This window comes from Clostridium sp. AM33-3, from assembly GCF_003480315.1.
Taxonomy (GTDB): domain Bacteria; phylum Bacillota; class Clostridia; order Lachnospirales; family Lachnospiraceae; genus Brotaphodocola.
Genome location: NZ_QUIV01000007.1, coordinates 74,090 through 86,673, shown reverse-complemented (window position 1 = coordinate 86,673; position 12,584 = coordinate 74,090). Strand labels below are relative to the sequence as shown.

Annotated in this window: 13 protein-coding genes; all 13 read right to left on the bottom strand. The window is 48.8% G+C overall.

What is annotated here, in order from left to right; genetic code table 11:
- Window positions 1-9: 9 nt before the first annotated feature.
- Complete coding sequence (locus DW819_RS05960; RefSeq protein ID WP_118732496.1) at window positions 10-960, bottom strand: GTP-binding protein; 951 nt, start codon at window positions 958-960, stop codon at window positions 10-12.
- 15 nt (window positions 961-975) lie between these two features.
- Window positions 976-2,196, bottom strand: coding sequence for a CobW family GTP-binding protein (locus DW819_RS05955; RefSeq protein ID WP_118732495.1), 1,221 nt, complete (start codon window positions 2,194-2,196; stop codon window positions 976-978).
- A gap of 139 nt (window positions 2,197-2,335) precedes the next feature.
- Window positions 2,336-2,701 carry a metal-dependent transcriptional regulator gene (locus DW819_RS05950; RefSeq protein ID WP_118534213.1) on the bottom strand — a complete coding sequence of 122 codons (366 nt, stop codon included), beginning with the start codon at window positions 2,699-2,701 and terminating at the stop codon, window positions 2,336-2,338.
- 128 nt (window positions 2,702-2,829) lie between these two features.
- The gene (locus tag DW819_RS05945; RefSeq protein WP_118732494.1) at window positions 2,830-4,920 is read right to left on the bottom strand and encodes a heavy metal translocating P-type ATPase; all 2,091 of its coding nucleotides are present in this window, start codon (window positions 4,918-4,920) and stop codon (window positions 2,830-2,832) included.
- A 332-nt stretch (window positions 4,921-5,252) separates the two neighbouring features.
- Window positions 5,253-5,570, bottom strand: coding sequence for a DUF6110 family protein (locus DW819_RS05940; RefSeq protein ID WP_118732493.1), 318 nt, complete (start codon window positions 5,568-5,570; stop codon window positions 5,253-5,255).
- Window positions 5,571-5,732: 162 nt separating this feature from the next.
- Window positions 5,733-6,008, bottom strand: a complete 276-nt coding sequence (locus DW819_RS05935) for a transcriptional repressor (protein ID WP_118732492.1) — start codon at window positions 6,006-6,008, stop codon at window positions 5,733-5,735.
- A gap of 84 nt (window positions 6,009-6,092) precedes the next feature.
- Window positions 6,093-6,260 carry a FeoB-associated Cys-rich membrane protein gene (locus tag DW819_RS05930; protein ID WP_118732491.1) on the bottom strand — a complete coding sequence of 56 codons (168 nt, stop codon included), beginning with the start codon at window positions 6,258-6,260 and terminating at the stop codon, window positions 6,093-6,095.
- An 88-nt stretch (window positions 6,261-6,348) separates the two neighbouring features.
- Window positions 6,349-8,532: a ferrous iron transport protein B gene (gene feoB, locus DW819_RS05925; protein WP_118732490.1), complete on the bottom strand. Its 2,184-nt coding sequence runs from the start codon at window positions 8,530-8,532 to the stop codon at window positions 6,349-6,351.
- 47 nt (window positions 8,533-8,579) lie between these two features.
- The gene (locus DW819_RS05920) at window positions 8,580-8,798 is read right to left on the bottom strand and encodes a ferrous iron transport protein A (protein WP_118732489.1); all 219 of its coding nucleotides are present in this window, start codon (window positions 8,796-8,798) and stop codon (window positions 8,580-8,582) included.
- Between the two features lie 107 nt (window positions 8,799-8,905).
- On the bottom strand, window positions 8,906-9,124 hold the full coding sequence (locus tag DW819_RS05915) for a FeoA family protein (RefSeq protein WP_347560172.1): 219 nt from the start codon (window positions 9,122-9,124) through the stop codon (window positions 8,906-8,908).
- 269 nt (window positions 9,125-9,393) lie between these two features.
- The gene (locus DW819_RS05910) at window positions 9,394-10,221 is read right to left on the bottom strand and encodes a metal ABC transporter permease (RefSeq protein WP_118732488.1); all 828 of its coding nucleotides are present in this window, start codon (window positions 10,219-10,221) and stop codon (window positions 9,394-9,396) included.
- The gene (locus tag DW819_RS05905) at window positions 10,218-10,928 is read right to left on the bottom strand and encodes a metal ABC transporter ATP-binding protein (RefSeq protein ID WP_118534221.1); all 711 of its coding nucleotides are present in this window, start codon (window positions 10,926-10,928) and stop codon (window positions 10,218-10,220) included. The genes DW819_RS05910 and DW819_RS05905 overlap by 4 nt, the downstream gene beginning before the upstream one ends.
- Complete coding sequence (locus DW819_RS05900) at window positions 10,928-12,082, bottom strand: metal ABC transporter substrate-binding protein (RefSeq protein WP_182432575.1); 1,155 nt, start codon at window positions 12,080-12,082, stop codon at window positions 10,928-10,930. The genes DW819_RS05905 and DW819_RS05900 overlap by 1 nt, the downstream gene beginning before the upstream one ends.
- Window positions 12,083-12,584 lie beyond the last annotated feature (502 nt).

Below are 12,584 nucleotides of genomic sequence, written 5' to 3'. Positions count from 1 at the left end.
AAACATTTTTTAGCCAAACTGAACAACATCCTTGATCGGCTCAGCCGGCACAACTTCCTCTGCGTAAAGCACCGGACCCTCACCGTTGTAATCCTGCCAGTATTCAATCTCAACACGCGCACGCACGGTCACCCACTGCCTGGTTTCCAGATTACGCGCATCCTTGGATTTACAGATATATCCAAGGAAGGTCATATCCTCTGCGCAGCAGGTCATAGCCATACGTCCCGGAACAAAATAGTTTTTCGGGAAATTTGAGGATTTCATGACCATCGCGGTAAATTCCACCACCTTGCCCTTATAACGCTCCGGCTTGTCCATGCAGTCAATGTACCAGATACCGTATGCTTCCGGGCTGATCTTGATCACATCTGCCTTCATATCATAAGGAAGATCTTCCTCAGAGATCTCATCAATCTCACCGTTTTCATCCTCAAATACAATGTCACACTGGGTGTTCATGGATTTGAGCATACGCTTATAGCGTTCCAGATCCTCGATACCATCGCACCGGTTGCAGATGATAAGCTCTGAGTTCTTTACCATGGCATTTAACAGTGACTTCATGTTCTTCACATACAGCTCAAACGTAGACATGTCAATGATGGTAATCTGCTGGTAAATAGTCCAGTCCTTCGGAAGCTTTAAATCGTCCTGGTTCCACATGCCGTTCCACTCGATCAGCACACGCTCCGGCTGATGCAGAAGCTCCAGCTCTGTTAAACGCTCCGGCGTGATCTCATCCAGGCTGTCTACATACACAACCGAGGTCTTTGTGTCTTTTAAGAGCGCGTCATCGTACTCCGTGTCCCCCTCCTCACATACGATCAGAAGGGTCTTGCCCTCAGTCCGGAAATAATCCTGCTCCATGGTGAAGGATAAAAATTCGGTCTTTCCTGCCTCTAAAAATCCATTGATCAGAAATACCGGCGTTACTTCATCGTCAATCATTGGTCCCATATTCTGTACCTGTCCTTATTCGTTTCTGCCAAAAGCTTTCTTTAATTCATCTTCTTTTAAGTTTGCTCCGATGACACATACCTTACCGGTATAATCCGGTGCTCCGGTGCGGATCTCGTACTGCTCCGGAACCATATCGAAGTAGTACCACTCGCCCTCTTTCTCACCCGGAAGCATGCCCTTGGCACGAAGAATATCTCCGTACTCATTGCCGTAAGCCAGCTCTTCCAGGATCGCAGTCAGCTGATCCTTGTTCACTGCGTCAATAGTCTCAAGACCCCAGCTTGAGAACACCTCATCTGCATGATGATGGTGATGCTCATGGTCATGGCAGCCACAGCTACACTCATCATCGTGGTCGTGATGATGCTCGTGGTCGTGATCCTCGCAGCCGCACGCATCGTCATGATCGTGGTGATGATGATGCTCCTCATGGTCGTGATGGTGGTGCTCATGGTCGTGATCCTCGCAGCCGCATTCGCCATCGTGATCGTGGTGATGATGATGCTCATGCTCCTCATGATCATGGTCTTCATGGTCATGATCCTCACAGCCGCAGCTGCAATGTCCGTCATGGTCATGATGATGATGGTGCGCATGCTCCTCCTTCACCTGGGCCAGCAGCTCTTCCATCATGGTATCCGGCTTCTCGATGAGCTCTAAAAGCTGTGCTCCGGTCAGCTGGTCGATCGGGGTAGTCACGATACTTGCGTCCTTGTTGTGCTCACGTAAGAGATCCACGTCTGCCAGCACCTTCCTGGAATCAGCCACATCGGTACGGCTCATTACGATAGTACCTGCATTCTCGATCTGATTGTTAAAGAACTCACCGAAGTTCTTCATATACATTTTACACTTGGTGGCGTCTACGATGGTGACCGCGCTGTTTAATTTTACATCCAGATTCTTTGCCACGTCGCGGACGGCATTCATAACGTCAGACAGCTTGCCTACGCCGGAAGGCTCAATGATCACTCGCTCTGGTTTGTACTTGGTCAGTACTTCCTCCAGAGATTTACCGAAATCACCTACTAAAGAGCAGCAGATACAGCCGGAGTTCATCTCACGGATCTCGATACCGGAATCCTTTAAGAAACCGCCGTCGATACCAATCTGGCCAAACTCGTTCTCAATGAGGACAACCTGCTCCCCCTTGATAGCTTCCTGTAAAAGTTTCTTAATAAATGTAGTTTTTCCTGCTCCTAAAAAGCCGGAGATAATATCAATCTTTGTCATGATGATCCCTTCTTTTCTTTCATAATCCTTAATGCTGTTTCCAAAGCGGCTGTTAGCAGCCGCTACCGTTTTCCATTCTGTCACAAAATACGCAGAATGTCAATATGCCGGGCAGTTCATGCCCGGCATACTCTTTGCTCTATTTACTTTTTGACATGTAGGTACTGATCCCGTCGACCACTTCCTGATCCAGAATGTGCTCCATACGGCAGGCATTTTCCTCAGCCATTTCTTCCGAAACGCCGGTTACTTCCTGTAGAAAAGCAGTCAGGAGAAGGTGACGCGCGTAGATGGATTTCGCCTTGGCAAGGCCCTCCTCTGTAAGCTGGATGTCACCGCCCTGTTCCATGGAAATGAATCCCTGATCCCGCAGCAGGCCCATAGCTCTGCTGACGCTCGGCTTACTGAAATTCAGTGCGCGCGCCACATCGATGGAACGGACAACTCCTTTCTTTTCCTTGATCATCAGTATTGTTTCCAGATAGTTTTCCCCTGATTCATGCATACAACAACAACCTCCTGTCCCAGTAAGGGAATTACTACTATCATAAACGATATTCCCAGGCAAGTCCAGTCTTTTTCTAAAGTTGTCTGAAGTGCTTCTAAGGAAAGATTCTCAACTACAGCTTGTCTTTATTCCGGAAGCAGGTTCTGCATGCTCTTTAAACTGATCAGCAGGGTAGAGGTATTGTGCAGGAGGGCAGAGGTTGCCGGTGTGAGCACTCCCAGAACGCCCAGAGCGATCAGTCCGGCATTGAAGCCGACGATCGTGCGGTAATTCCAATGGATACGCTGCATCAGATGATTACTGATCAGCTTTAAGGTTACCACCTCGTACAGATTGTCTGCGCCTATGGTCACATCCGCGATCTCTCTGGCCAGCTCTGCGCCGTCACTGATGGCAATGCCCACGTTCGCGGCAGAAAGCGCCGGGGAATCGTTAATACCGTCACCGATCATGATGACCTTACGCCCCGCAGCCTTTTCTTTTTCCACAAAGCTTGCCTTATCCTCCGGCAGCACCTCCGAATAATACTCGTCTACACCGGCCATGGCCGCAATGGCTTTGGCAGTACGCTCACTGTCTCCGGTCATCATGACAACCTTGCTGATGCCCGCCTCTTTTAAGGAAGCAATGACATCGCGGGCTTCCTCACGCAGCGGATCCTGGATGCAGATGACAGCAGCCAGTTCACCGTCGATGGCCAGATACAGATGCGAGTATTCCGGCGCAAGAGCATCGAATGCTTCCTGTCTGCCTTTCGGAACGGTACATTTTTCATCCTCAAAAACGAAATGCGCACTGCCGATAATAGCCTTTTTATCTCCCATCTTATCTTCCAGTGTGGTGGAAATGCCGTGTGCAACAATATACTCTACCTTGCTGTGCAGTTCCTCATGAACGAGATGCTTCTTCTTTGCCGCATCAACCACAGCCTTTGCCATGGAGTGCGGGAAATGCTCTTCCAGACATGCCGCGATGCGCAGAAGCTCATCACCTGTCATATTGTTAAAGGAAACCACATCGACCACAGTCGGCTGTGCCTTGGTCAGAGTACCGGTCTTATCAAAGACGATCGTGTCGGCCTCTGCCATTGCCTCCAGATACTTGCCGCCCTTCACCGTAATGTCGTACATATTGGCCTCGCGGATCGCGGACAGTACCGAGATCGGCATAGCCAGCTTCAGGGCACAGGAGAAGTCTACCATCAGGATCGAAAGTGCCTTGGTTGTGTTTCTGGTGATCAGCCAGGTCAGGCCGGTGCCAAACAGACTGTAGGGAACCAGGGTATCTGCCAGATGCTCTGCCTTACCCTCCAGGGAAGATTTCAGTTTTTCAGATTCCTCGATCATGGTCACGATCTTATCAAATTTGCTGGAGCCTCCGGTCTCTTTGACACGGATGGTGATTTCTCCCTCTTCCACTACAGTACCTGCATAAACCGTGGCACCCTTCGTTTTTTCAGCCGGAACGGACTCACCGGTTAAGGAGGCCTGATTAACCATAGCTTCGCCGTCTGCCACCTCGCCGTCAAACGGGATCACATTGCCCATATGAATGCGTACCAGATCCGATTTCTGAATTGTCGTGGTCGGAACCAGGACCTCCTGTCCGTCACTTACCAGCCATACCTTGGTGATATTTAAGGACATGCTGCGCGCCAGGTCACCCACCGACTTCTTGTGGGTCCATTCCTCCAGGATCTCGCCGATGCCAAGCAGGAACATGACAGAGCCGGCTGTGTCAAAATCACTTCTTATAATAGAAACACCAATGGCGGTTGCATCCAGGACCGGAACCTCGATCTTTCTGGCTGCCAGCGTACAGATTCCCTTCCAGATATATTTTACAGATTTCACAGAAGTAATGACTGCACGGACGCCTGCAGGTAAAAACAGGTTATTTCCCACACGCATGATGACACGGGTCATCAGCTTTTCCCAGTATTCGCTGTTTAGGGCACGGCCGGAATTCTGGATATAAGACTCCGGAACTTCTGCCTTTTCGTAGGAAAATGTCTGCAGATCACGGACAACCGTTTCCCGGTCACCATCGTAATGAATCACAATTTCACTCAGACGCTCCCGCACTTTTACGGAAATGGAGTATGGTTTTGCGTTAAAATAATACTGCAGGATGTCTGCCTGCTCAATGCTCATGCGGCCCTGCAGGATCTGAACACGGATTCTTCCGCGGATCTCATGTTTGATCACAAATTTCATAGTGTATTCCTCTTTTCGTGTAACTGCTCAGTACCTTCACAGTCACGAGCAAAAATCCATGAAAATTGCCTGCGGCAATGGGATTTTTGCCTGCCATCCTATGTTTTCTTACGGTCAGCGCAGTAAATGCGCAGACCTACTGAATAGTTACCTTTTCGTTACTATTTTCGTAACGTTCTCTGTCAGTAATCAATGCGCCAGCAGCGCATTAAGCCATTTCCGGCAATGAAAAAGGATGCAGAGCATGATCGTGCATCCTTTTCCTGCTTTGTTTCCAAAACAGAGCGCATGCTTTTTCTTACAGTTGTCTCTGCTTGGTAAATGGTTTGAAATTACTCAGCGTCTGCTGCCTCTGGTGCGTTCTCAACATCCTCTGCTGCCTCATCAGCGAAGGCCGCAGCCTCAGCCTTTGCCGCACGCTCCTCGTTGATCTGCTGAGCCTCTGCCAGGATATCCTCTGCGTTAGCCTGTACGCTTGCTGCTACGTTCAGAACGCATGTTTTTGCACGAAGGACAGCTGCTGTGCAGTTGGTGTAAACCTTCTTGGCATCTTCACTTGCAAGGATCTTAACACCTGCAGTACCGAACAGAACGCCTGCTGCGAACACTCCGGATTTCTTGATATCTAATGCTTTTAAAATCTTTAACATAACTGGATTCCTCCTCATAAGTATTTTTATTTTTTGTTTAACGCGTATTGTAACGCATCGAATTCTAATTTTCAAGAGTTTTATTGATAAAATTTCTTAATAAAGGCAGAAAGGGGGCGTTAATGATAATTTTTCTCATTAACGCTCCTTTTCTTTTTCCTTTCATGCAAACGCCATTTGCTCTCCCATATCGTAATCAATGCGGTACATGTTTTTTCTCTGGATCAGACCTGCCTCCTCCAGCGTTTTTACCATACGGTAAACGGTAGCCATACCGATACTTGGGTCACGCTTTGCTGCTTTGTAATAAATCTCCTTGCAGCAGCTGCACTCATCCTGCAGGATCACATCGATCAGAAGCTTTCTCTGGCTGGTAATCCGGCAGCCATTCTTTTTCAATTCAGAAATAATAAATCCTTTTTTTGCCTCAGCTGACATAAAATACCTCCTTTGGGTCGTTTTTGGTTAGTTTTTGCTAACTCCTGTTTTTTCAGAAAGGGCAGCGGTACTGCCCTTCTGAAATCAGTTATTTTCTTTCGAATCCGGGGCGGAAGGATGGCAGCCTGTACAGCCCGCACAGCCGGCGCAGCCTCCGGTACATCCGCCCGACTTTTTCTGATCGTGATGCTTTTTAAGCACATAAAAACAGTATCCGGCGATGACAGCCACTACAACAATATCTGCTAACACTTCGTTTCCCTTCTTTCAAGACAGCTCCGGCCGGTGAAAACCGGAGCTGCAAAATTCAATTTCAAAATGGATTTCACATGCAGATTGCTTATGAGGCAGCCTGCACAGATCTCTTGGCGTAGGTTTTCTGATCTTTGTACGGATCCGGACGGAACAGCATGAACAGCATAAACAGCAGTACTGCGAATGCGATCACGGTCCAGGCACCGAAGGTACCATACAGTAAGAAGGAACCGATCTGGTAAATGACCAGGGTTACAGCGTAAGCAAATACGTTCTGGAATACAATTGCGAACCAGAACCACTTACGACTCTGCATCTCTTTTGCCATGGTAGAAATCGCTGCCAGACACGGAGAATCAAGCAGGTTGAACAAAAGGAAGCTGAATCCTGCCAGAGCAGTCGGGAACCACATGCCAACGCCTGCAGCAACGGTATCTGCATCCTCGACATCACCTGCAACGTTTGCAAGTACACCCATGGTAGAAACGATACCCTCTTTTGCGCTGAATCCGGAGATTGCAGCTGCAACCGGCTGCCACTCGCCCCATCCAAGCGGTGCGAACAGCGGAGCGATAGCACCGCCGACGATAGCCATAAGGCTGTCTGCGGAATCCTCAACCATACCAAATGCGCCATCCTGAACACCGAAGGTGCTTAAGATCCACATCACTACGCAGGCCAGGAACAGAACTGTACCTGCCTTGATGAAGAAGCCCTTCAGTCTCTCCCATACATGCAGAAGCACAGTTCTTGCAGACGGGATGTGGTACTGCGGCAGCTCCATAACGAACGGAGCCGGCTTGCCGGAGAACGGCTTGGTCTTCTTTAACATGATCGCTGCAACTAATACTGCAACGATACCTACAAAGTACATGAGCGGGGTGATAAAGCCGGCAATGTCCCAGCCGGTTACATAACCAGCCATAACACCGCCCATAAGAGCGATAACCGGAAGCTTCGCACCGCACGGAACAAAGGTAGCGGTCATAATGGTAAGGCGTCTGTCATTATCCTGCTCGATGGTCTTGGAGGCCATGATTCCAGGAATACCGCAACCGGATGAAATCAGCAGCGGGATGAAGCTCTTACCGGACAGTCCGAAGTGACGGAATACACGGTCCATGACGAAGGCGATACGTACCATGTAGCCGCAGTCCTCAAGGACGGACAGGAATAAAAACAGGATTGCCATCTGCGGCATAAATCCGAGGACTGCACCCAGGCCGCCGATGACACCGTCAACAGCAAGGCTGATGATGAAATCACTTGCACCTGCATTGGTGAGGAAGTTGGTAGCAACCTCCTGAATGGCACCTACGAAAGTATCATTGGTCCAGTCGGTAACAAAGGTACCAACCGTCGTTACGGATATGTAATAAACAACCCACATGATCGCGATGAAGATCGGGATACCAAGGATACGGTTGGTTACGATCTGGTCGATCTTATCGGATGCAGTCATCTTGTCTTTGCCCTTCTTTACAGAAGAGGAAACGACTTTCTGGATGAATTTGTAACGCTCGTCGGTTACGATACTCTCCATATCATCATCATGCTTTTCTTCAAGTTCTTTTCTTACGGACTCTACAACGCTTGCTGCAGATGCCGGAAGTGCCACGCTCTCAACAACCTTGCTGTCGTTCTCAAGGAATTTTACAGCGTACCATCTCTTTTTGTCAGCAGAAATGCTCTCCGGAAGGACCTCGGCAACCGCTGCGACTGCCTTCTCCAATTCTTCTGAGAAGATTTCTTTCGGCAGATCCGCTTCCTTTTTACGGGCAACCTCAACAGCCTTGTCGATCAGTTTGTCAAGACCGGTCTGCTTTAATGCGGAAGTCTCAACAACCGGGCAGTTCATTAACATGGACAGGCGTGCAACATCAATTTTCATGCCGCGCTTCTCCAGAAGGTCAGTCATGTTCAATGCGATGACTACCGGAACGCCAGTCTCAATGAGCTGAGTAGTTAAGTATAAGTTACGCTCGATATTGGTGGAATCCACAAGGTCCACGATGACATCCGGGTTCTCTTTCAGCACGTAGTCACGGCTGACAACCTCCTCCAGTGTATATGGAGACATGGAGTAAATACCCGGAAGGTCGGTCACGATCACATCCTCATGTTTTCCTTTTGTCTTTAATTTGCCTTCTTTTTTCTCTACCGTAACACCCGGCCAGTTACCTACATACTGGTTTGCACCGGTGAGGGCATTGAACATGGTTGTTTTACCACAGTTCGGGTTTCCGGCAAGTGCAATTTTAATTGCCATTTTTTCCTCGCTCTCTTTCCTTGTTGTTGTCATATGATGTGGTTAAATTATTTTACCTCTACGCACTGAGCATCGTCTTTTCTGACAGAAAGCTCATAGCCTCTGACGGTAATTTCAACCGGGTCTCCAAGAGGAGCAACTTTTCTGATGTAAAGCTCGCTTCCTTTCGTGATACCCATGTCCATAATACGACGCTTGTAAGCACCATCACCACTGATCTTGGTTACCACAACAGTACTTCCAACTTCTGCATCACCTAAAGTCATCGTCTTATTCTCCTTTCCCAAAAATCACTGTCATCTGCCTTATTTATGCGCCACAGCAAAACGACAGATAAATCTCAATTGTATATAGTTACGCACTCACGGGAAGCTTACGCTACCATGATGTGACGAGCCATATCCTGATTAATTGCAACTCTAGAATCTTTGATGTTCACGATCACGTTGCCTCCGATCGCGGAAATAACTGTTACCTCAGATCCAACCACAAATCCGAGATTTGCCAGAAAACGCTTGGTTTCATCGTTTCCTCCGACTCTCTGGATCTTGCTTGCCTGGCCAACCGGCGCCATAGTAAGTGGCATCATCATTCATCTTCTTTCTTTATCTTTTTTCTTAATATGTATGTCTGTAATCTCATATGTCAGCGCACAGTGACAAACAATTAGTGCCCGCTAACTTGAGATTAGTATAGGCTAACCCAAGTTAGCCGTCAATAACTTTCTCGCAATTTTTGAAATTTTGTTAGGTATTGCTAACTGCATATTCTCTTATTGAGAAAAATTTATTCATAATACAAACAAAACAGGACCGAAAAATCCGCTCTGGATTTTTCGGTCCTGTTTTGTTTGTATTATTTTTACTTTTTTGTCACCCGCATCAGCACGCTCTGTACCACGCTGAACACGATAAATGCAGCCAGATTTACCAGCACCACGCTGGCTCCGGCCGGGGTGGAACACCCGTAAGAGAAGACAATGCCGAACAGGAAGCACACAACCGCCAGCACACCGGAGCAGATCACCACACCGCGGAAGCTTTTAAATATCCGCATGGAGGTCAGCGCCGGGAAGATAATGAGGCTGGAGATCAGCATGGCTCCCATCATCCGCATGCCGAGAACAATAGTGACTGCCGTCAGCACGGCAATCAGCACGTTGTAAAGCTCTACATTCACACCGGTAGCCTTTGCGAAATTCTCATCAAAGGTAACCGCAAACAGCTTGTTGTAACAGAACACAAACAAACACAGTACAATGATGGACAGCACAGCACTTAAGATCACGTCCTCCCGGCTCATAGCCAGGATACTTCCGAACATATAGCTGCTGACATCCGTGGTCATACCGGTTGTCAGAGATGTAACGATAATTCCGACAGCCAGGGAGCTTGCTGAGATCATGGCAATAGCCGCATCACTTTTGACTTTTCCATGCTCGGTAATACGGAGCAGGAAAAACGCTGCCAGCACCACCAGCGGGATGGAAACCTTCAGCGGCGACCAGCCGGCCGCAACAGCAATAGAGAGTGCACCAAAAGATACATGGGAGAGTCCGTCTCCGATCATGGAATAGCGCTTTAGTACCAGGCTTACCCCCAGAAGGGCACAGCATAAAGACACCAGGATGCCTCCCACCAGGGCGCGTACCACAAAGGGATAGGAAAGCATTTCAGAGATCATACTCATACCTCGTCACCTCCCAGAAATTCTTTTCCGGCCACGCTCTGTCTGTATGCTTCTGCGGTTCCGCAGAATACAACCCTGCGGTGCAGATGCAGGATCTTGTTGGCCTGGCTGATCACATTGCCGATATCGTGGGATACCATGATGATGGTGATCCCGTCTTCTTTGTTAAGCTTCTTAATTAAATGGTAAAAATCCTGGATCGCGGATGGATCCAGTCCGGTGATCGGTTCATCCAGGATCAGAAGCTGTTCGGTGGCGCAGAGTGCCCGCGCGATCAGAACGCGCTGCTGCTGTCCGCCGGAGAGTTCCCGGTAGCATTTCTGCTTCAGATGCTCAATCCCCAGTCGTTCCAGATTGTGGGCTGCCAGCTTCCGTTCTGCCCGGGAATAAAACGGACGGTTTCCACGGCGGCTCAGGGTTCCGGACAGCACAACCTCCTGTACCGTAGCCGGAAAATCCTTCTGGGCTGCAGTCTGCTGGGGAAGATAGCCGATGCCGCCGCGCTTTAATTCATCTGCCACGCTGAGACTTCCCCCAGTCGGCTTTAACAGGCCGAGCATTCCTTTGATCAGGGTACTTTTTCCTGAACCATTCTCTCCCACCACGCAGAGGTAATCTCCCGGATATATTTCCAGGTTCAGATCTATGACTGCATCGTGGTTTTCGTATCCAAAATCAGTGTGTTCGCATTTGATAATCGGATTCATCAGTCGATTCCTTTTCGTAAATTCTCAATATTCTGGCGCATCAGTCCCGCATAGGTAATACCTGCGTCAAACTGCGCCCGGGTTACATTGTGACAGGAATGTAAGAGCAGAGGCTCTGCCCCAGTCTCCTCTCCGATAATCTCGGCAACCCGGTGGCTGCTCAGCTCCAGGTAATAAACCGCCGGGATCTGCTCTTCCTTCACTTTATCGATCAGATAGGCAATGGTCTTCGCGCTTGGCTCTGTATCAGAGCTGCAGCCGGAAAAGGCTGCCCGGTAGTCCAGCTGATACTCATCTGCCAGATAGCGGAACGGGAATTTATCCCCCATGACAATCATGTTCCGCTTACGGTTTGCGGAAACCTCGCGAAAGCCTGCGTCAATCTCTTCCAGTTCTTTTTTATAATTTTCTGCCCCCTGATGATATGTGTCCGCATGGGCCGGATCTGCCTCGGCCAGTGTGTCACCGATCACATCCACGAGTTTCATGGCATTGACAGGGGAAGTCCAGATATGCTCGTCGTACTCGATCTCTTCCTCATGACCGTCATGATCCACGTAATCGTGGTCATCCGCTTCATGCGCATGGGCTGCGTGCTCCTCCGGTGTCTCTCCGCTGTGGTCATAATCATCCGCTTCGTGCGCATAGGCCGCGTGCTCCTCTGGCCTTTCATTACTGTGATCGTGATCATCTGCCGCATGGACATGGGCGTGATCATGGTCATGATCTGCATCCTCCATGCCTTCCACGATTTCCTCTTCCACCGTATCCACATAATCCATCATGGTGACAATGGTCATGTTGGTGGTATCCAGGGCTGCCAGAGTCTCATCCAGCCAGTGCTCCATGGTGCCGCCATTGCTGATAAGGATATCGGCATGCTGAATGGTGCGGATGTCAGCCGGGGTCGGCTCAAAGGAATGGCTGTCCATGCCGGCGGGGATGACCATCTGCAGGTCCACCTGGTCTCCGGCAATCTGCCGCACAAAATCATAATAGGGGAACAGGGTCACTGCCACCTTCAGCTTTCCGGCTGCTTCCGGAGAGGCATCAAAAGCCCCCTGGCTTTCCTCCGTCTGCGCGCAGCCGCCGAGAAGCAGGGATATGCCAAGAAATGCCGCCGCAAACCCTGTGTTTAATCTGCTTATTCTCATGTTCATTTCTTTCTGTTGCTATGACATTGCAAGTAACATTCAAACAGCTTCAGTCATCATGCATCTGACTGAAGCTGTCCATTTGGTTGCATAGTTAGTTTTAGTATATCACATCTTTTTTATTATGAAAAGATTCATTCTTTACAGATTTTATCAATCTACTGCCTCGTCCTTTGCCGAAACCGTCCAGGAAAAATTCCGGCTCCCCTGTACTCGTCACCTTCTATGCAGAAAATATGTCTTTCAAATGGATTAACTTTTTTATTCTATGAAAATAACAATTTAAGGGAATAGCACGAAAGGGTCCGAAGTTCCGGGGAGGGCCTACAGAACCGCAGATGCGGTGGAATTTTGTACTTCATTCGCTCCGCTAGAGATAAAAAACCACGCAAGCACAAGATATTGGTTTAAACCTCTTACGATTGCTTGCCATAGGATACCTGAAAAAACGGACACATCAAGGTTATAACAAGCGCTCACGCGACCTTGACGTGTCCGTTTT

Excerpts from the sequence above, each read along its gene's own strand:
- DW819_RS05915 (WP_347560172.1), bottom strand. The coding sequence starts at position 9,124 with ATGATGATGCCACTTACTATGGCGCCGGTTGGCCAGGCAAGCAAGATC.
- feoB (WP_118732490.1), bottom strand. The coding sequence starts at position 8,532 with ATGGCAATTAAAATTGCACTTGCCGGAAACCCGAACTGTGGTAAAACA.
- DW819_RS05935 (WP_118732492.1), bottom strand. The coding sequence starts at position 6,008 with ATGTCAGCTGAGGCAAAAAAAGGATTTATTATTTCTGAATTGAAAAAG.
- DW819_RS05955 (WP_118732495.1), bottom strand. The coding sequence starts at position 2,196 with ATGACAAAGATTGATATTATCTCCGGCTTTTTAGGAGCAGGAAAAACT.
- DW819_RS05920 (WP_118732489.1), bottom strand. The coding sequence starts at position 8,798 with ATGACTTTAGGTGATGCAGAAGTTGGAAGTACTGTTGTGGTAACCAAG.
- DW819_RS05900 (WP_182432575.1), bottom strand. The coding sequence starts at position 12,082 with ATGAGAATAAGCAGATTAAACACAGGGTTTGCGGCGGCATTTCTTGGC.
- DW819_RS05950 (WP_118534213.1), bottom strand. The coding sequence starts at position 2,701 with ATGCATGAATCAGGGGAAAACTATCTGGAAACAATACTGATGATCAAG.
- DW819_RS05905 (WP_118534221.1), bottom strand. The coding sequence starts at position 10,928 with ATGAATCCGATTATCAAATGCGAACACACTGATTTTGGATACGAAAAC.
- DW819_RS05960 (WP_118732496.1), bottom strand. The coding sequence starts at position 960 with ATGGGACCAATGATTGACGATGAAGTAACGCCGGTATTTCTGATCAAT.
- DW819_RS05910 (WP_118732488.1), bottom strand. The coding sequence starts at position 10,221 with ATGAGTATGATCTCTGAAATGCTTTCCTATCCCTTTGTGGTACGCGCC.
- DW819_RS05945 (WP_118732494.1), bottom strand. The coding sequence starts at position 4,920 with ATGAAATTTGTGATCAAACATGAGATCCGCGGAAGAATCCGTGTTCAG.
- DW819_RS05940 (WP_118732493.1), bottom strand. The coding sequence starts at position 5,570 with ATGTTAAAGATTTTAAAAGCATTAGATATCAAGAAATCCGGAGTGTTC.